This window comes from Halomonas sp. TH-94 (assembly GCF_057473365.1).
This window is the reverse complement of sequence record NZ_JBYCKL010000058.1, coordinates 1-17,036: the sequence shown is the minus strand read 5'-3', so window position 1 is coordinate 17,036 and position 17,036 is coordinate 1. Positions and strand designations below refer to the sequence as shown.

Here is a 17,036-nt window from a genome sequence, read left to right as displayed (position 1 = left end):
CCCGAGGTCATTGCGGCGCTTTCTGACCCAGCCTGCGCAGTAGCGCAGGTATTTCGCGTACGTGATCGAGGCGATGAATGCCGGCGGGAAGAGGCGTGTCGTCGATATGAGGCGAGATCCAGGCCACCTGCATGCCCAGCCGCCGCGCCGGTTCGACGTCTTCACGCCAGGAGTCGCCCACGTGCAGGGCACGGTTCGGAGCGACGCCCAGCCTGGCCAGGGCAGCCAGGAAGGGCCGAGGGTCCGGCTTGGGGGCGAACATCTCGCCGGCGGCAATGGCTACCGGGAAGTGGCGCCCCAGTGGCAGGCGGGCTATCTCGACGTTGCCATTGGTGATGCTGGCCAGGCGGTAGTGGCGGCCCAGTGCCGTCAGCAGCGCCTCAACTTCCGGATGTGGCTCGACCCGGTGGCGCAGCGCCATGAAGCGTTCCATGGCCGCCCCGGCCCATTGCTCGGCAGCCGCGGGGTCAATCCCGTACTCCCCCAGCATTTCACGCAGCGCACGCTCGCGCAGCCAGGTGAAGTCGCCTCGGCGCAGCGGATGAGCGCGAGCCAGGGCGCGGCGATGCTGTTCGAAGCTTTCCAGTGGGAAGCGTTCGGCAAAACGCTGCGTGGCGCTGCGCCCTTCTCGTGTCATCCAGTCGTGCAGGGCCTCGTCGAGCCAGGCGTAGTGGCCGGTCTCGGTGGCGACCATCACGCCGTGGTTGTCCCACAGGGTGTCGTCGAGGTCGAAGGTGATGGCTTGGAGCGGGGTGGAATCCGTCATGGTCATGGGTCGGTCGAATCGGCACGCCGCCGACGTGCACGGGGGTGGGCGGCATCGTAACTTGCGGCCAGGTGCTGCCAGTCGAGCTTGGTGTAGATCTGGGTAGTGGAGAGATTGGCGTGTCCCAGCAGCTCCTGCACCGCGCGCAGGTCCTGGCTCGACTCCAGCAGGTGGCTGGCAAAGGAGTGACGTAGCCGGTGGGGGTGCAGGTGTTCGGGTAGGCCGCGGCGGCGAGCCACTTCGGTGAGCCTTTTTTGAATGGCGCGATGGCCGAGGCGGGCGCCGCGGGCACCGACGAAGAGCGCCGGTTCACCGTCGGCGGCCAGCGTCGGGCGCGCCTGCAGCCAGGCCTCGAGTGCGCTGCGGGCGCTAGCTCCTACCGGCACCTGGCGCGGCTTGCCGCCCTTGCCGAGCACCCGTACGCGGCGGCTGTCGAGGTCGCCCAGATCGAGCCCGGCCAGCTCGGCCAGACGCAGGCCGCTGGAATAGAACAGCTCCAGCATGGCCTGGTCGCGCAGCGACAGCGGTGAACCGTCGTGGGGCGTGTCGAGCAGCCGGGCGAGCTGGTCCACGTCCAGCGGCTTGGGCAGGTGGGCGCCTTGGCGAGGTGTCGGCACCAGCTCGGCGGGGTTGTGCTCGAGCAGGCCCGCCTTGACCAGGAAGGCGGCGAAGTGGGACACGGCGGCCCGTTGTCGTGCCAGGCTGCGTGGCGCCAGACCGCGGCTGCGCTCGGCGCCGAGGAAGCGGCGTACCAGGCCTACGTCGAGGCGGGACGCATCGCAGACGTCACGCCCTTCCAGAAATGCCGCGAGCGCCTCGAGGTCGAGACGGTACGCCCGCAGCGTGGCGGGGCTGGCGGTGCTCGAAAGCGCCGCCAGGCAGGCTTCCAGCTGACCTCGCAGGAGGTTGTCAGCCATGCTTCGGCGGCGTCTCGTGGGTGGGCGGCGCATGGCGCAGCAGCAGCCGGGCCAGTACGTCACCCAGGTACTCGGTGAACAGGGTATCCATGCTGGCGCGGAAATGGTCCGGATCGGGACTGGCCAGTACCAGGTAGCCCATCGGCTCGCCCAGCGTCAGCCGAGTCAAGGCGCAGGAGCCGGCCTGACGTGGCGGCCGCACGTGAGGCAGCAGGCGGCCCCAGTCGGTGGACGTGAGCCGAGTGCAGCGGCTGGCGCGGCCGTCGAGCAGCGCGGCCAGGCGAACGCCGGCGTGCTCGTCGAGCACATGGCGAGGTGGCTGGGGCGGCAGTGGCTCGTGATTGGTGAGCTGAGCGGGGCACCACAGCGCCACGGCCGGGATCTGGAAGTGCTCGGTCATCTGCGTCGCCAGTGCTTCGCCCAGGGCATCGGCATCCTCGGCTTCCAGCAGCGCCAGCACCAGCTCGCGAGTGCGGCGATACTGCACTTCGTTGTGGCGCGCCGACTCCAGCAGCTGCTCCAGCCGCCACTCGGCCTGCTCCGCACGGCGACGCAGGTCGTGGACCAGGCGCTCCAGTAGCGAGGTGGTGCCCTGGGCTTCGGGGTGCGGCACCTTGAGCTGCTGGAGCAGGCCTTCACGGCCGACGAAGAAATCGGGGTGACGGGCCAGCCACTCGGCCACCCGGTCCGGATCGAGGGTCTTGCGCGGTTCGGGGACGGCTCGGGTCATGCATGACTCCTTCGGTTCGGTGTTCCCGGGCTGTCAGGCCAGGGCAATGCGTCCCTCGAAGACGCGTTCGGCGGGGCCGGTCATCAGCAGCGGTGCCTCGGCATGCGGCCATTCGATCTGCAGGTCACCGCCACGCAGGCGGACCGTCACGGGACTTTCCAGAAAGCCTTGGCGAATGCCGCTGGCCACTGCGGCGCAAGCGCCTGTGCCACAGGCCAGGGTTTCGCCGCTGCCGCGTTCGAAAACGCGCAGGCGGATCTCGTGAGGCGTGACCACCTGCATGAAGCCCACGTTGACCCGCTGAGGGAAGCGCGGATGGTGCTCGATCAGCGGGCCGAGGCGTGCTACCGGAGCGGTATCGACATCGTCGACGCGAAGCACGGCGTGGGGGTTGCCCATGGAGACGGCGCCGATCTCGAGGGTTTCGCCCTGCACGTCGAGCCGGTGCAGCGGTCGATCCTCGTCGGCGTCGAAGGGCAGCGAGGCCGGCTCGAAGCGCGGTATCCCCATGTCGACCGTTACCTGGCCGTCGCCGTTCATCTTGAGCATCAGCGGCCCGCCGGCAGTTTCCACATGAATTTCTTCCTTGTGGGTCAGGCGCTGGTCGTGCACGAAGCGAGCGAAGCAGCGCGCACCGTTGCCGCAGTTCTCCACTTCACTGCCGTCGGCATTGTAGATGCGATAGCGAAAATCCATGTCGGGGCTGCGCGGCGGTTCGACCAGCAGCAGCTGGTCGAAGCCGACACCGAAGCGGCGATCGGCCAGACGGCGGATCTGATCGTCGCGCAGCCGTGCCCGCTGGGTGACCAGGTCGATCACCATGAAGTCGTTACCCAGACCATGCATCTTGGTGAAGTGCAGCAGCATCAGCGCTTCTCTCCCTCACCTGCCGTGTCGGGCAGCAGCGATTCGCCGGCCCATAGCGACTCGACGGTTTCGCGGCGACGCACCACGTAGTAGGCGTCACCGTCGACCATGACTTCGGCGGGGCGTGGTCGGCTGTTGTAGTTCGAGGCCATGACGAAGCCGTAGGCGCCGGCGGAGCGCACCGCCAGCAGGTCGCCCGCACCGATGGCCAGGTCGCGCTCCTTGCCCAGGAAGTCGCCGGTCTCGCATACCGGGCCGACTACGTCGTAGGTAGCGCTGTCGCGGTAGTGGCGGGTATCCACCGGGATGATCGCCTGCCACGCCTGATACAGCGCCGGACGGATCAGGTCGTTCATGCCGGCATCGACGATGGCGAAGTTCTTGGTCTCGCCGGGCTTGAGGAACTCCACCCGGGTCAGCAGCACACCGGCGTTGGCGGCAATCGAGCGACCCGGCTCGAACAGCAGGGTCAGGTTCTCGCCGTGCTTCCACTGGGCGAGGCGCTCCAGTAGCGAAGCGGCATAGTCGAAGGGCTGGGGCGGGCGCTCGCCGCGGTAGGGCACGCCGAGCCCGCCGCCCAGGTCCAGGTGTTCAACCGCGATGCCGCGCTCACGCAGACGCTCGAGCAGTACCAGCAGGCGGTCCAGGGTGTCGAGGAAGGGCGCAAGCTCGGTGAGCTGCGAGCCGATATGGCAGTCCAGGCCGACGACCTTCACCGCCGGAAGGCTTGCGGCCAGTTCGTAGACGGCGACGGCCTCATCCACCGGGATGCCGAACTTGTTGGCCTTGAGTCCGGTGGAGATATAGGGGTGGGTGCCGGCATCGACGTCGGGATTGACCCGCAGCGATACCGGGGCCACCTTGCCCAGCCGTTCGGCCACGGCGTTGAGCCGCTCGAGCTCGGGGCGCGACTCGACGTTGAAGCACTTGATGCCCAGCTCAAGCGCACGCGCCATCTCGCTTTCCTGCTTGGCCACACCGGAGAACACCACCTTGCCCGGGTCGCCGCCGGCAGCCATGACGCGCTCCAGCTCCCCCACCGAGACGATGTCGAAGCCGGCACCGAGACGTGCCAGCAGACCCAGCACGGCAAGGTTGGAGTTGGCCTTTACCGCGTAGCAGATCAGGTGCGGGTGGCTGCCCAGCGCTTCGGTATAGGCGCGGAAGTGGCGGGTCAGCGTGGCCTTGGAGTAGACGTAGCAGGGCGTGCCGATCTCTTCGGCCACCTGGGACAACGGGACTTCCTCGCCGTAGAGAACGCCGTCGCGATATTCGAAGTGATCCATGATTCAGTCTGTATCCTCGTGGGCGTCGTCTTCGGCTCGCTCGCCCTGTGAAGCCGCGGCGTTGCCGTAGCGCTCGGCGGCGGCCTCGTCAGTGGGCAGATAGAGCGGCCCGGTCTGACCGCAGCCGGCCAGCAGCAGGCTGGCCGATAGCGTCAGCGTGGCCAGGGCAAATCGACTCATGGGCGACCGTCGCTCATGGCAGCCAGAGCGTCGCGAGCGCGCTGGGCAGCGGCACGCACCTGATCGGGAGCGGTGCCGCCGATATGGTTGCGTGCGGCCACCGAGCCCTCCAGTGTCAGGACCTCGAACACGTCGTCCTCGATGACCTCCGAGAACTGACGCAGCTCGTCGAGGCTCATCTCCGAGAGATCCTTCTTCTCGCGCAGGCCGAAAGCCACCGACTGGCCGACGATCTCATGAGCGTCGCGGAAGGCGACGCCACGGCGTACCAGGTAGTCGGCAAGATCCGTGGCGGTGGAGAAGCCGCGGCGGGCGGCCTCATACATGCTCGCCTTGCGCGCCTCGATGGCCGGGACCATGTCGGCGAACGCCTTGAGGCAGTCGCGCACCGTGTCGAGGGTGTCGAACAGCGGCTCCTTGTCCTCCTGATTGTCCTTGTTGTAGGCCAGCGGTTGCGACTTCATCAGCGTCAGCAGACCCATCAGGTGGCCATAGACGCGGCCGGTCTTGCCGCGCACCAGCTCGGGCACGTCGGGATTCTTCTTCTGCGGCATGATCGAGCTGCCGGTGCAGAAGCGATCGGGCAGGTCGATGAAATCGAACTGGGCGCTGGTCCACAGCACCAGCTCCTCGCTCATGCGCGAAAGATGCATCAGCAGGATGCTGGCGAAGCTGGCGAACTCGATGGCGAAGTCGCGATCGCTCACCGCATCGAGCGAGTTCTCGGCCGGGCGCTCGAAGCCCAGCAGCTCGGCGGTGACGTGACGGTCGATGGGGTAGGTCGTGCCGGCCAGGGCGGCTGCGCCCAGCGGCATCACATTGACGCGCTTGCGGCAGTCGAGCAGGCGCTCGTGGTCGCGAGCGAGCATCTCCTGCCAGGCCAGCAGGTGATGGCCGAAGGTCACCGGCTGGGCGGTCTGCAGGTGGGTGAAGCCGGGCATGATGGTGTCGGCTTCGCGATCGGCGAGCTCGATCAGACCCTGACGCAGGCGCGCAAGCTCGGCCTCGACCACGTCGATCTCGTCGCGCAGGAACAGGCGGATGTCGGTGGCCACCTGGTCGTTGCGCGAGCGACCGGTATGCAGTTTCTTGCCGGTAATGCCGATCTTGTCGGTCAGGCGTGCCTCGATGTTCATGTGCACGTCTTCGAGTTTCACCGACCACTGGAATTCGCCGCGCTCGATCTCTTCCCGGATTTCGCCGAGCCCTGTGACGATGGCGTCGCGCTCGGCATCGGTCAGCACGCCCACCCGAGCCAGCATGGTGGCATGGGCGATGGAGCCCTGGATGTCCTGCAGGGCCAGGCGCCGGTCGAAGCCGACCGAAGCGGTGAAACGTTCGACGAAAGCGTCGGTGGGTTCGCTGAAGCGACCGCCCCAGGACTGGTTGGTGCCGGGGGTTGGGGAACTAGGGCTCATCGGCGTGGGCATCCTGCGTATTGCATGCTGTGGTGTTCGGAAGCCGCGCACGGCGGCTACAGTCAGGTCTAGCAGTGTACCAGAGTCGGCGAGACTGGCGAGGGGCGGCGGCAATGCGCGGGAAGGCTGATTTTTCCTGCTTCGCCCGGTGCTTTATGATGAGTGTCAATGACCGACTGCCGACCGTGACCGATAATGTTGCGGCAACTATCGCTGAGCAGGGCCGCCGGGGCCCGCTGCATGGGGAGAACCACGTGCGATCCATCAACACGCTGCGCATTGCCACCCGCAAGAGTCTATTGGCCATGTGGCAGGCCGAACACGTTCGCGACCTGCTGATGGCCGAGCACCCAGGGCTCGAGGTCGAGCTGGTCGCGCTCTCCACCCGTGGCGACAAGATACTCGACACGCCGCTGGCGAAGATCGGCGGCAAGGGGTTGTTCGTCAAGGAACTGGAAGAGGCGATTCTGGACGGTCGTGCCGATATCGCCGTGCACTCGATGAAGGATGTGCCCATGCACTTCCCGGAGGGCCTGGGGCTGTCGGTGATCTTCGCCGGAGCCGAGCCAACCGATGCCTTCGTCTCCAACCACTACGGCGCGCTCGACGAGCTGCCCGAAGGCGCGCGTATCGGCACGTCGAGCCTGCGCCGCGGTCTGCAGATGCGCGAGGCGCGCCCCGATCTTGAAATCCTGACGCTGCGCGGCAACGTGCAGACGCGCCTGGCCAAGCTCGATGCCGGTGAGTTCGATGCCATCATTCTGGCGACCTCGGGGCTCAGGCGTCTTGGGCTTGGCGAGCGTATCGCCCAGGAGCTGACGCCTGAGGTATGCCTGCCCGCTTGCGGACAAGGGGCGCTGGGCATCGAGTGCCGTATCAGCGATCCTGAACTCATTTCACTGCTGGCGCCGCTGGACGACCCCATCACCGCCACTCGGGTACGCGCCGAGCGCGCCATGAACACTCGCCTCGAAGGGGGCTGTCAGGTGCCCATCGGCGGCTATGCCACCTTCGAGAACGATGGTCAGACGCTCTGGCTGCGGGCGCTGGTGGGCAATCCCGAGGGCACCGAGGTGCTGCGCGCCGAGGGCCGCGGTTCGATCCATGAGCCGGAAGCCCTGGGAGTTAGGGTGGCGGAGGATCTGCTGGAACAGGGTGCCGGAGAGATTCTGGCGCAGGTCTACGGCGCCTGAATGGCTGCCGGTCTGCCCGTTCTCATCTGCCGGCCGGGTGAGCGGGCCGCTGCCTTGGCGGCGGCCATCGAGGCAGTGGGCTGCCCGGTGGTAAACCTCGAGGCAATGGCGTTGGAAGCGCTGCCCGAGGATCCGGCGATGCGCCAGGCGTGGCTCGATTTCGACCACTTCCACAAGGTGGTGGTGGTCAGCCCCTTTGCCGCCGAATGCCTGGACAACGCCCTGGACCGCTATTGGCCTCAGCTGCCGCTGGGGACCCAGTGGTATGCGGTGGGGGCGGCCACCGCAGAAGCCCTTGGCCAGCGTTTTGGCGTGCCGGTGCACCTGCCGCCGGCTGCTGCCGGTGAAGACACCAGCGAGGCGTTGCTCGAGCTCGCCTCGCTGCGCTCGCTCGATGGGCAGCGCGTGCTGCTGGTGGCCGGGGAAGGGGGCCGCACGCTGCTGGCCGACACCCTGGCGGTGCGCGGCGCCAGGGTCACCCGCGTGGCGCTCTATCGTCGGCGCTTGCAGCCTCCGCCCATCGAGCTGCAGGGGCGTCTCGCAGGCGGTGAGTTCCGAGCGCTGGTGGTCAGCAGCGGCGAATTGCTCGAACATCTGGCAAGATGGTGTTCAAAGGCCACCTTGAACCAACCGCTAATCGTGTCCAGTCGCCGTTTGGCTACACTGGCCAGCAACTTGGGTTTTCGCACTCCCGTGGTGGCGGCGGGTGCCACGCCGGCGGCTCTCGCCAGTGCCGTGGCCGCGGCCTGCAACCAGGAGGATGCCGATGTCGATCAAGACGATCTCGAAAAGGGCTAGCGACAGATGAGCAAGCAGACCAACGATCAGGACGAACAGAAGTCGCCTTCCGGTAAGGGCCAGGACGGTAAAGGCCAGGGTGGCAAGGGTCGCGAGGCGACAGTCACGCCAAAGCCCACCAACGACACCGGCAAGGGTCCGCAGCGCTCGACGCCGGCATCCCCGCCGAGCACCAGCCCCAAGGCTGGCGAAAAGACGCCGGCGGCACCGGCCGCTGCCACGCCGGCCGCTGGCAAGAGCGCTTCAGCCGCTGACGACAAGGGCAGTGCCGGCCCTGACAAGCAGGCCCCGTCTGGAACCCCGGCCCCGGGCTCGACCAAGCCGGCCCAGCCGCAGGCTGGCGGCGACAAGCCAAGCGGCGCGAAGCCTGAGCCGGCCAAGTCCGGCGGTGGCGGAAGCGCGACGGCTGGGAGCCCGGCGGCTATCGACAAGCCTGCAACTGATAGGCCCGCTACCGATAAGCCCGGTACCGACAAGCTCAGCACCGACAAGCCCGCTGTCGAGAAGAGCGCCAATGCGTCCGGCAGCACCAGGGCGGCGCCTGCCGGCGGCGGAGCGGCAGTTCCACCTGCTGCCGGAGATGGCGGCAAGGGAGGCGGCCGAGCCGCGGGTGTTCTGGCCTTGATTCTGGTGCTGTTCCTGGGCATCGGTGCGGGCCTCTTTGCCTGGAACGCCTGGGAGCGCCTCGACGAACAGCAGCAGCGCCTGGCAGAACTCGAGGAACGTGCCGGTGGGGCCGCTTCGGCAGACGATGTCGCCCAGCTGCGCGCTGAGCTGGAGCAGGGTGAGGAGCAGCGCGATGCGGAAATGGCCGAGGCGATCGAAGCGATGCGCGGCGAGTTCTCCAGCTACCGCAGCGAAGTCGATGATGCGCTGGATCAGGTGCTCGCCGAGCTCTCCCGCGAGCAGGATGCCGACGAGCGCGAGTGGCTTCACGCCGAGGCCGCTTACTTGCTGCGTCTGGCCAATCAGCGGCTGCAGCTCGAGCGTGACGTGGAAGGCGCGGCGGCCCTGCTGCGCACCGCCGATGCTCGCTTGAACGAGGCCGACAATCCGGCGCTGCTCTCCGTGCGCCGCGCCATCGCCTCGGAGCTGTCGATCCTCGATGGCGTGCCCCAGGTCGATCGCACCGGGCTCTATCTGGCACTCGATGCCCAACAGCAGCGTCTGGCACAGCTGCCGCTGTCGCGTGAGCTCGAAGAGATTCCGGCTCGCTCAGGCATGCAGGAGGCCCCGGCCGGAGGCTGGCAGGACCAGCTCTCCCGTTTCGGCCAGGAGCTCAGGGATCTGGTGGTGATTCGTCATCACGATGAAGAATTCGAGACCTTGGTGACACCGGAGCAGGAGTCCTACCTGCGTCAGAGCGCGCGCCTTGTTCTCGAACAGGCTCAACTGGCGCTGCTCAAGGAGGAACAGGAGCTCTACGAGGCCAGCCTGGACAAGGCACTGGCCCTGATAGAAAGCTACTACGATACCGAGCGCAGCGAGGTACAGGCCGTCATCGAGCAGCTCCAGGAACTCCAGGGCGAGAACATCCAGCCTGCGCTGCCCGACATCAGCGGTTCCCAGCAGGCTCTGGCCGAATTCATCGAACGTCGTTTCGGCTCGCGTAGCGACCGGGGAGATGATGCATGAGAAAGCTGCTGCTGATCGTTCTCTTCGGCCTCGCGCTGGGGGCACTGCTTGGTCAGCTGATGGTCTCGGTGCCCGGCTATTGGTTGGTGCGGGTGGGCGACACCTCCTATCAGACCTCGTTCTGGTTCGGCCTGGTATTGTTGATGGCGCTGTTCCTGGTCGTGCACTTCGTGCTGCGCCTGCTGACACGCATGAGCTACCCCGTCAGCCGGCTCAAGGTATGGAACCGCCGGACCCGGCACCGCAACGCCATGAAGCGTACCGTGAGGGGGTTGGTGGCGCTGGCCGAAGGGCGTTGGAAGCGCGCCGAGAAATCGCTGGTCAAGGCTGCTGACGACTCCAGCACCCCGCTGGTCAACTATCTCTCCGCCGCCCTGGCGGCACACTACCAGGGGCGCTACGAACAGGCCGACACGCTGCTCAAGCGTGCTCATCTCTCCACCGAGGGGGCCGACAGTGCGGTGGGACTCATGCAGGTCCAACTGATGCTGGATCGCCAGCAGTACGAGGAGGCGCTGGCCATCCTGACCCGTCTCGATCGCCAGATGCCCAACCATCCCCAGGTGCTGAAGCAGCTCAAGCAGGCCTATCTCAGCGTCAACGACTGGGAGGGGCTGCGCCGTCTTATGCCGCGCCTGGCGTCGCGCCAGCTGATCTCGCCCCAGGAGCGTAACCAGCTGGAGCTGCGAGCTTACAAGGAGCTGCTGGTTCACGAGGCGCGCGATCCGGACAACGTGGAGCGCATCCGCAGCCTGTGGGCCGACATGCCGGATCCACTGCGTGGCAATGTCGAGCTCGTGGTGCTCTATACCGAAGCCCTGGTGCGCGGCAACGAAGAGGGTATTGCCGAGCGGCTGCTGCGCCACTCGCTCAAGGAGCATTGGGACAGCCGTCTCGTGTTGCGCTACGGCCTGCTCAATGTCGATCCCAAGCGGCAGCTGGTGCATGCCGAGAAGTGGCTGCAGGAGAGGCCCAACGACCCCGACCTGCTGCTGACTCTCGGTCGCCTGTCGCTGCGCAATGCATACTGGGGCAAGGCCCAGGAGTACTTCGAGGCCAGCCAGCGGCAGCGCCCCAGCGGCCTGGTCTGTGCCGAGCTGGCTCGGCTCTACGCCAACCTGGGCGAGCATAACAAGAGCCAGCTCTACTATCGCCAGAGCGTCGAGCTGCTCGACAAGTCGTTGCCCTCTCTGCCGCAACCGGCCGAGCCGGTCGAGCCGGTCGACTCAAAGGCAGCAGCTCAAGAGCAACCCAAGGCGAGTTGAGCCTGTAGCGCATCGAAACGTCGAAGGCAATTCAGGGGGCGCAATGGCGCCCCTTTCTCGTGTCGCAGGAGGACAACGTGGCACTGAAGCAGGTCTGGCAGCGCTGGACGTCGCGCTACTTCTCCGATGAGCAGGCAGTGATCCTGCTGATCTTGCTCGTCGTTGGCTTCACGGCGGTGCTGTGGTTGGGACGCATGCTGGCGCCCTTTCTGACGGCCTTGGTGATTGCCTTTCTGCTCCAGGGGTTGGTGTCGCGGCTCACTCGGCGGGGCATCCCTCATCTGGTCGCCGTCATTGCGGTATTCCTCGTCTTCATCGGCCTGCTGCTGGCGGTGGTGCTGCTACTGATCCCGCTGGCCTGGACCCAGCTTACCGGTCTGCTGCAGGAGATACCCTACATCGTCAATCAGGGGCATGAGCTGCTGGAACTTCTCGAAGCCCGCTTCCCCAACCTGGTGAGTCCCGAGCAGATTCAGGCGTGGACTGCGATGGCGGGCCGCGAGGCCACCCAGCTTGGTCAGCGACTCCTGGCGCTGTCCATCGCCTCGCTCGGTAATGTGATGACCTTGATCATCTACCTGATCCTGGTACCCATTCTGGTGCTCTTTCTGCTGAAGGATCGTGTGTTGCTGCTCGGCTTTCTCCTCCCTCTGCTGCCTGAGAAGCGCACTTTGATGAGCGAAATCTGGGTGGAAATGGAGAGTCAGCTGAGCAATTACGTGAGAGGGAAAGTGGTCGAGATCCTGATCGTCAGCGCCGTCAGTTACGCCACCTTTGCGCTTTTCGGGCTTCCCTATGCGCTGCTGCTGGGCATGCTGGTGGGGCTCTCGACATTGATCCCCTATATCGGGGCGGCGGTGATCACGCTACCCGTTGCCGCAGTGGCGGGTTTTCACTTCGGTCTTACTCAGCCCTTCCTCTACGTGGTCGTTGCCTACGGTGTGATCCAGGCCCTGGATGGCAACGTTCTGGCCCCGCTGCTGTTCGCCGAAGCGGTGAACCTGCACCCGGTATCGATCATCGTGGCGGTACTCTTCTTCGGCGGAATCTGGGGCTTCTGGGGGCTGTTCTTTTCGATTCCCCTCGCCACGCTGGTGAAGGCCCTGCTGCTGGCCTGGCCACGGCAGGAGAGTCGGCTCACCTAGCGAAGCGCAAAAAAAGGGGGCTGCCATGGCAGCCCCCGCGATCGTGCAGCTTTAAGGTCTAGTCTTTCTCCTCGTAATCGCCCTTGAACACGGGGTTCGGCTTCGAGCGCGGGTCGTCCTCGCTTTCGCGGCTGCTTTCGCCGGAGCGGGGCTGGCCGCCGGGGCGGCCGTCGATGTCGAAGTTCTGCTGCATCAGGCGCACGTTGGCCGGCGGTGCTTCGCCCTCCTTGCCCACGCCGAAGTAGAGCGTGGTGTGCGGGAAGGGGATTTCGATACCCTTGGCGTCGAAGTGCAACTTGACCAGGCGGTTGTAGGCGCGCCCCACGCCCCACTGGGTGCCCGGGGTCGTTTTGATGCGCACGCGAATATTGATCGAGCTATCGCCGAGCCCCGTGACGCCAGCTACCTCCAGCGGCGCGACGATGCTCATCTTGTGAGTCTCGTCGGCGGCCAGCTCGTCGAAGGCTTCACGCAGGACGACGATCGCCTCGTCGATGCTCTCGCGATAGGCGATGCCGTACTCGCCGACGTGATAGCCGAACTCGCGCATGAAGTTGGACACCGTGTCGACGCTGGAGAAGGGCACGATGTGGTAGGTGCCGAAGAGGTCGCGGATACCTACCGAGCGTATGCTGAGCCGCTCGGCGGTGCCGGTGATGCCGCCTACCGAGACCACATCGCCGGTATTCATGGCGTTTTCCACCTGAATGAAGATGCCGGTGATGATGTCCTGTACCAGCTTCTGCGCGCCGAAGCCGATGGCCAGGCCGAGCACACCGGCACCGGCGATCAGCGGGCCGATATTGATACCGATTTCGGCCAGGATGATCATCCCGGTCATGGTGATCAGGGCGATGGCCAAGGCATTACGAAACAGGGACAGCAGTGTCTTGGCGCGGGCATCGGGCTCACCGGTGCCGGTCTCGGGGTTGAGCTTGTGTTCGATCAGGCTGGCCAGCCCCAGCCATACGGCAATGGCGAGCAGCAGGATCACCGCCACGCTGACCAGCGTACCGACCAGTCCACGACCGCGCTCGGAGGCGTACCAGCCGGCCAGGTCGAAGGCACCCCAGGCGTCCAGCACCATTAGCACCACGGCAATGAGAATGATCGTGCGGATGAACCGCAGGGCGTTGGGTACATAGCTGTTCAGCCGCGGCTCAAGCAGTGGCAGCTTGCGCCGCATGTCATCGGAAAGACGGATGCGACGCCCAATGATGTGAGTCAACAGGCTCGACAGCAGCATGCCCACCACCACTACGACCACGGTCTTGACCGTTGCTATCAGCACGAAGGGTAGCGCGTCCGCCGGGCGCGTCAGGGTCAGTACCAGAACCATCAGGAAGTAGGCGAGGGCGAACAGGTGCCAGGTGCGCGCGAACAGCCGCAGCGAGATCCGGCTGGCCGTAAAATCGGATCGGGCCGCCATGGCATCGAGCTCTTGGCGAATGCGCAGACGGTTCCTGAGCACTACCGCCACGGCGTAGAAGAAGGCGCCGAACATGATCAGGGCGCCCACGGCCTGCCCCATCGTCGGCGTCGTGTAAACGCTGATCAGCGGCGCCACCACTAGCAGGCCATAGCCCACCAGTCCGATAAGCCGGGCGAGCCAGCGATTCCAGTAAGATGCCTCGGTGGCCGATATGGGCAGCAGCCGCAGTCCCTCGTAGCGCGATGCGAACAACATGCGAATGGCCGCCTTGATGAGCTCGATGATCAAGAAGGCGTTGAGGAACAGCGAAGCGCGGGTCGAGAGCTCGCCGGCCTCGCCAATGGCGAAAGTGGCGATCAGGTTGCCGCCCACGTAGGCGAGCGCCACTACCAGCGCATCGATCAGCGCGGCGACGGCAACGCACAGTACCAGACGGATAATGGGATTGAGCGCGCTCTCCCGCTGCGACCATAGGCTCAGCCGGGAGAACAGCGGTCGTGACAAGCGCCGAAATAGCAGGAACAGCGCGAAGGTGGCGGCGATGACCAGGCCCAGGTTGATCGCTGCGGTGACGAACTCCCCCCAGTCGAAGACGGCGTCGGCATCGGCGGTGAACAGGCCCACCACCACCTCGACCACATTGCGTACCTCGCCGCCGATATCGCTGACGACGCGGCTGGTGATTTCGGCCAGCTGCCTGGGCAGCGATATCGGGTCATCCGCCCGGGCGGTATCGGCGGCAAGCGTCGGGTCGGTAGCGGCTTGACGGCGCAGGTGCTCGATCAGTTGCTGTCGGGTCTGCTCGTTTTCGAGCAGTTCGGCGAGTACCTCGGGTGCGGGGGCGGCGTCATTGTCGGCGGGTTGGGCCATTGCCGGTGCTGCGACCAGTAAGGTGATCGAGAGCCAGGCAACCAGCAAGGCAAGGATCCGTTGTGCTATCACGCGTGACCTCCATCTCGGGCGTGTCGGCAGGGAAATCGTGCTGCGTAACGGTAATCATACGTGTTCATGTGGCCGGGAACGAATGATTAGGGACATTACGCAGCTTATTGTGCAGATGGTGTACAAATAATTCCACTTGTGTAATATTTACTTTGCGTCATCCCTTGGCGCGATTCCCTGCAACAAGTTCGACATCCCCCTTTATTGCCATCCGCCCCGGATGGCTTCTTTTTTTGTTCCCATGCTTCGACTCGGCTAGCATCGTCCTTCGGTGCAGCGAAAGGGTGGGACACGTGTGAGCATGGGGTTACTGCTGATGATGGCAGCGGGGGGGGCGCTCGGGGGCATGGCGCGCCTGGCAGTTGCCGACCTGTTCGCCAGGCGGATGGGATCGACGTTTCCCTGGGGAACGCTCGCGGTCAATCTCAGCGGCGCCCTGCTCGCGGGCGGACTGGCCGGTTGGTTTGGCTTGTCCCAAGAGATGGGCCTGCCGCGCGGGTGGTTGCTACTGGTGGTAGGGGTGCTGGGCGGCTATACCACCGTCTCCTCGTTGAGCCTGCAGAGCCTGGCGCTTTGGCAGAGTGGCCGTCGGCCCGCCGCACTCGTCAACTTGTCCTGCACCCTGGTCGCCGGGCTGGCCCTGGCTGCCCTCGGCTGGTGGCTGGTGGGGCGGCTGGCATGAGCGGCTGGCGCAGCTATGCGGCGGTGGGGTTGGGCAGCGCCTTGGGTACGTCGCTGCGCTACCTGGTATCGGTGGGCTCCCTGGCCGTACTTGGCCCCGCCTTTCCCTGGGGCACGCTGATCGTCAACCTGCTGGGTTCATGGCTTATCGCTGCCTTTGCCGCGCGAGCATCCTTACGCAGTGGGGGAAGGGCCGCTCGCTGGCAGCCCTTCCTGGCGGCCGGCTTCTGCGGCGGCTTTACCACCTTCTCGCTGTTCAGCCTGGAAACGCTGCATCTGCTCGAAAACGGCCGGCCCGGCCTGGCGCTCCTCTACGTCTTGCTGAGCGTGCCGCTGTGGCTGGCCGCCGCCTGGTTGGGCGATCGATTCGTGCGGGCTCGCCACGGCTGACGGCCCGCTGCCAGGCCGTACTCAGCGCTTGGTCTTCTCGGGTCTTTTCCTGGCGGGCTTGCCCGTCTTGGCCGGCCCCGGAGTATTGGCCTCGCCGCGAAACCGTTCGCGCACGAGTGCCAGCAGCCCCTGGGTCGAGGCGTCGAAGTCCTGGCTATGCTCGTCGATACGTTCGCTGATCTCTCCGGCGATGCGCTTGCCCAGCTCCACGCCCCACTGGTCGAAGGAGTTGATGTTCCAGACCACCCCCTGGACGAACACCTTGTGCTCGTAGAGCGCGATAAGCGCGCCGAGGTTCTTCGGCGTAAGCTCGTCGAGCAGCAGTACGCTGGAAGGGCGGTTGCCGGGGCAGCTGTAGGGGTCGAGACGGCTGCCGCGCTGGCTGCCTTCCATGAAGGCGTTGGCCTGAGCCAGCATGTTGGTGAGCAGGGCGAAGTGGTGCTCCTCCATGCCCGGCTCCGGCTCGAGCGAGGCGATGAAGTCGATCGGCACGAAGCGGGTGCCCTGGTGCAGCAACTGGAAGAAGGCGTGCTGGCCGTTGGAGCCGGTCTGGCCCCAGACGATGGGGCCGGTCTTGTAGTCCACCGGATGGCCGAAGATATCCACCGACTTGCCGTTGGACTCCATGTCGAGCTGCTGCAGGAACGAGGGCAGCTGATGCAGCGCCTGGTCGTAGGGCACGATGGCCTGGGTTTCGGCGCCCATGAAGTTGATGTGCCAGATGCCGATCAGGGCCATCAGCACCGGCATGTTCTCGCGGAAGGGCGCGGCGAGGAAGTGCTGGTCCATCTCGTAGGCGCCCTGGAGCATCTCCATGAAACCGTCGAAGCCCACCGCCAGGGCGATGGGCAGGCCGATGGAGGACCACATCGAATAGCGCCCGCCTACCCAGGCCCAGAACTCGAACACGTTCTCCTCGCGCACGCCGAAGGCCATGGCGGCCTTCTTGTTGGTGGAGGCGGCGACGAAGTGGGCGCCGATGTCGGCCTCTTCGCCGGCATTGTCGAGAAACCAGCGTCGAGCCGTCTTGGCGTTGAGCAGGGTCTCCTGGGTGGAGAAGGTCTTGGTCGAGACGATGAACAGCGTGGCGGCCGGGTCGAGGCGGGCCAGCACCTTCTGGATATGGGCGCCGTCGACGTTGGAGACGAAGTGGAAGTTGAGTTCGGGATGGCGGTGCTTGAGCAGCGCCCGGCAGGCCATGTTGGGGCCGAGGTCGGAGCCGCCGATACCGATATTGACCACATCGCGGATGCGTTTGCCGCTGTAGCCCTTCCACTCGCCGCTGCGTACGGCCTCGGCGAACTGGCGCAGCTGCTCACGGGAGCGGCGGATTTCGGGCATCACGTCCTTGCCGTCGACCATTACCGGGGCGTCGCCCATGTTGCGCAGCG

At 65.8% G+C, this 17,036-nt stretch carries 16 protein-coding genes; 7 read left to right on the top strand and 9 right to left on the bottom strand.

What is annotated here, in order from left to right; genetic code table 11:
* Positions 1–7: 7 nt before the first annotated feature.
* The 7 genes from AC2VNO_RS11175 to argH are packed head-to-tail and all read right to left on the bottom strand — an operon-like array spanning position 8 to position 6,164.
* Entirely contained in the window at positions 8–772 is a 765-nt protein-coding gene (locus tag AC2VNO_RS11175) for an HAD family hydrolase (protein WP_486934198.1), read from the bottom strand.
* Positions 769–1,683, bottom strand: coding sequence for a tyrosine recombinase XerC (locus tag AC2VNO_RS11170; protein WP_486934197.1), 915 nt, complete (start codon positions 1,681–1,683; stop codon positions 769–771). Before AC2VNO_RS11170 ends, AC2VNO_RS11175 begins: the two co-directional genes overlap by 4 nt.
* Positions 1,676–2,413 (bottom strand): DUF484 family protein, encoded by a 738-nt coding sequence (locus AC2VNO_RS11165; RefSeq protein ID WP_486934196.1) that lies wholly within the window; start codon positions 2,411–2,413, stop codon positions 1,676–1,678. The genes AC2VNO_RS11170 and AC2VNO_RS11165 overlap by 8 nt, the downstream gene beginning before the upstream one ends.
* 33 nt (positions 2,414–2,446) lie before the next feature.
* Positions 2,447–3,280: a diaminopimelate epimerase gene (dapF, locus tag AC2VNO_RS11160; RefSeq protein ID WP_486934195.1), complete on the bottom strand. Its 834-nt coding sequence runs from the start codon at positions 3,278–3,280 to the stop codon at positions 2,447–2,449.
* Positions 3,280–4,566, bottom strand: coding sequence for a diaminopimelate decarboxylase (gene lysA, locus AC2VNO_RS11155; protein ID WP_486934194.1), 1,287 nt, complete (start codon positions 4,564–4,566; stop codon positions 3,280–3,282). Before lysA ends, dapF begins: the two co-directional genes overlap by 1 nt.
* A 3-nt stretch (positions 4,567–4,569) precedes the next feature.
* Positions 4,570–4,746: an LPS translocon maturation chaperone LptM gene (lptM, locus tag AC2VNO_RS11150; RefSeq protein WP_486934193.1), complete on the bottom strand. Its 177-nt coding sequence runs from the start codon at positions 4,744–4,746 to the stop codon at positions 4,570–4,572.
* Positions 4,743–6,164, bottom strand: a complete 1,422-nt coding sequence (gene argH / locus AC2VNO_RS11145) for an argininosuccinate lyase (protein WP_486934192.1) — start codon at positions 6,162–6,164, stop codon at positions 4,743–4,745. The genes lptM and argH overlap by 4 nt, the downstream gene beginning before the upstream one ends.
* A gap of 254 nt (positions 6,165–6,418) precedes the next feature.
* Here argH and hemC point away from each other — a divergent pair, with 254 nt between their 5' ends.
* The 5 genes from hemC (at position 6,419) to AC2VNO_RS11120 (ending at position 12,200) form a co-directional block, all read left to right on the top strand.
* Positions 6,419–7,357 carry a hydroxymethylbilane synthase gene (hemC, locus tag AC2VNO_RS11140; protein WP_486934191.1) on the top strand — a complete coding sequence of 313 codons (939 nt, stop codon included), beginning with the start codon at positions 6,419–6,421 and terminating at the stop codon, positions 7,355–7,357.
* Positions 7,358–8,155 (top strand): uroporphyrinogen-III synthase, encoded by a 798-nt coding sequence (locus tag AC2VNO_RS11135; RefSeq protein ID WP_486934190.1) that lies wholly within the window; start codon positions 7,358–7,360, stop codon positions 8,153–8,155.
* 6 nt (positions 8,156–8,161) lie between these two features.
* Positions 8,162–9,790, top strand: coding sequence for a uroporphyrinogen-III C-methyltransferase (locus AC2VNO_RS11130; protein WP_486934189.1), 1,629 nt, complete (start codon positions 8,162–8,164; stop codon positions 9,788–9,790).
* Positions 9,787–11,055: a heme biosynthesis HemY N-terminal domain-containing protein gene (locus AC2VNO_RS11125; protein WP_486934188.1), complete on the top strand. Its 1,269-nt coding sequence runs from the start codon at positions 9,787–9,789 to the stop codon at positions 11,053–11,055. The genes AC2VNO_RS11130 and AC2VNO_RS11125 overlap by 4 nt, the downstream gene beginning before the upstream one ends.
* A gap of 77 nt (positions 11,056–11,132) precedes the next feature.
* Positions 11,133–12,200 (top strand): AI-2E family transporter, encoded by a 1,068-nt coding sequence (locus tag AC2VNO_RS11120; RefSeq protein ID WP_486934187.1) that lies wholly within the window; start codon positions 11,133–11,135, stop codon positions 12,198–12,200.
* A gap of 58 nt (positions 12,201–12,258) precedes the next feature.
* Here AC2VNO_RS11120 and AC2VNO_RS11115 read toward each other — a convergent pair whose 3' ends face one another.
* Entirely contained in the window at positions 12,259–14,502 is a 2,244-nt protein-coding gene (locus tag AC2VNO_RS11115) for a mechanosensitive ion channel domain-containing protein (protein WP_486934224.1), read from the bottom strand.
* A gap of 373 nt (positions 14,503–14,875) precedes the next feature.
* Here AC2VNO_RS11115 and AC2VNO_RS11110 point away from each other — a divergent pair, with 373 nt between their 5' ends.
* Entirely contained in the window at positions 14,876–15,256 is a 381-nt protein-coding gene (locus tag AC2VNO_RS11110) for a CrcB family protein (protein ID WP_486934186.1), read from the top strand.
* Positions 15,253–15,645, top strand: coding sequence for a fluoride efflux transporter CrcB (gene crcB, locus AC2VNO_RS11105; protein WP_486934185.1), 393 nt, complete (start codon positions 15,253–15,255; stop codon positions 15,643–15,645). Before AC2VNO_RS11110 ends, crcB begins: the two co-directional genes overlap by 4 nt.
* Before the next feature lie 21 nt (positions 15,646–15,666).
* Here the strand turns inward: crcB and pgi are convergent.
* A partial coding sequence (gene pgi / locus AC2VNO_RS11100; RefSeq protein WP_486934184.1) for a glucose-6-phosphate isomerase occupies positions 15,667–17,036 on the bottom strand: 1,370 nt, incomplete at its 5' end.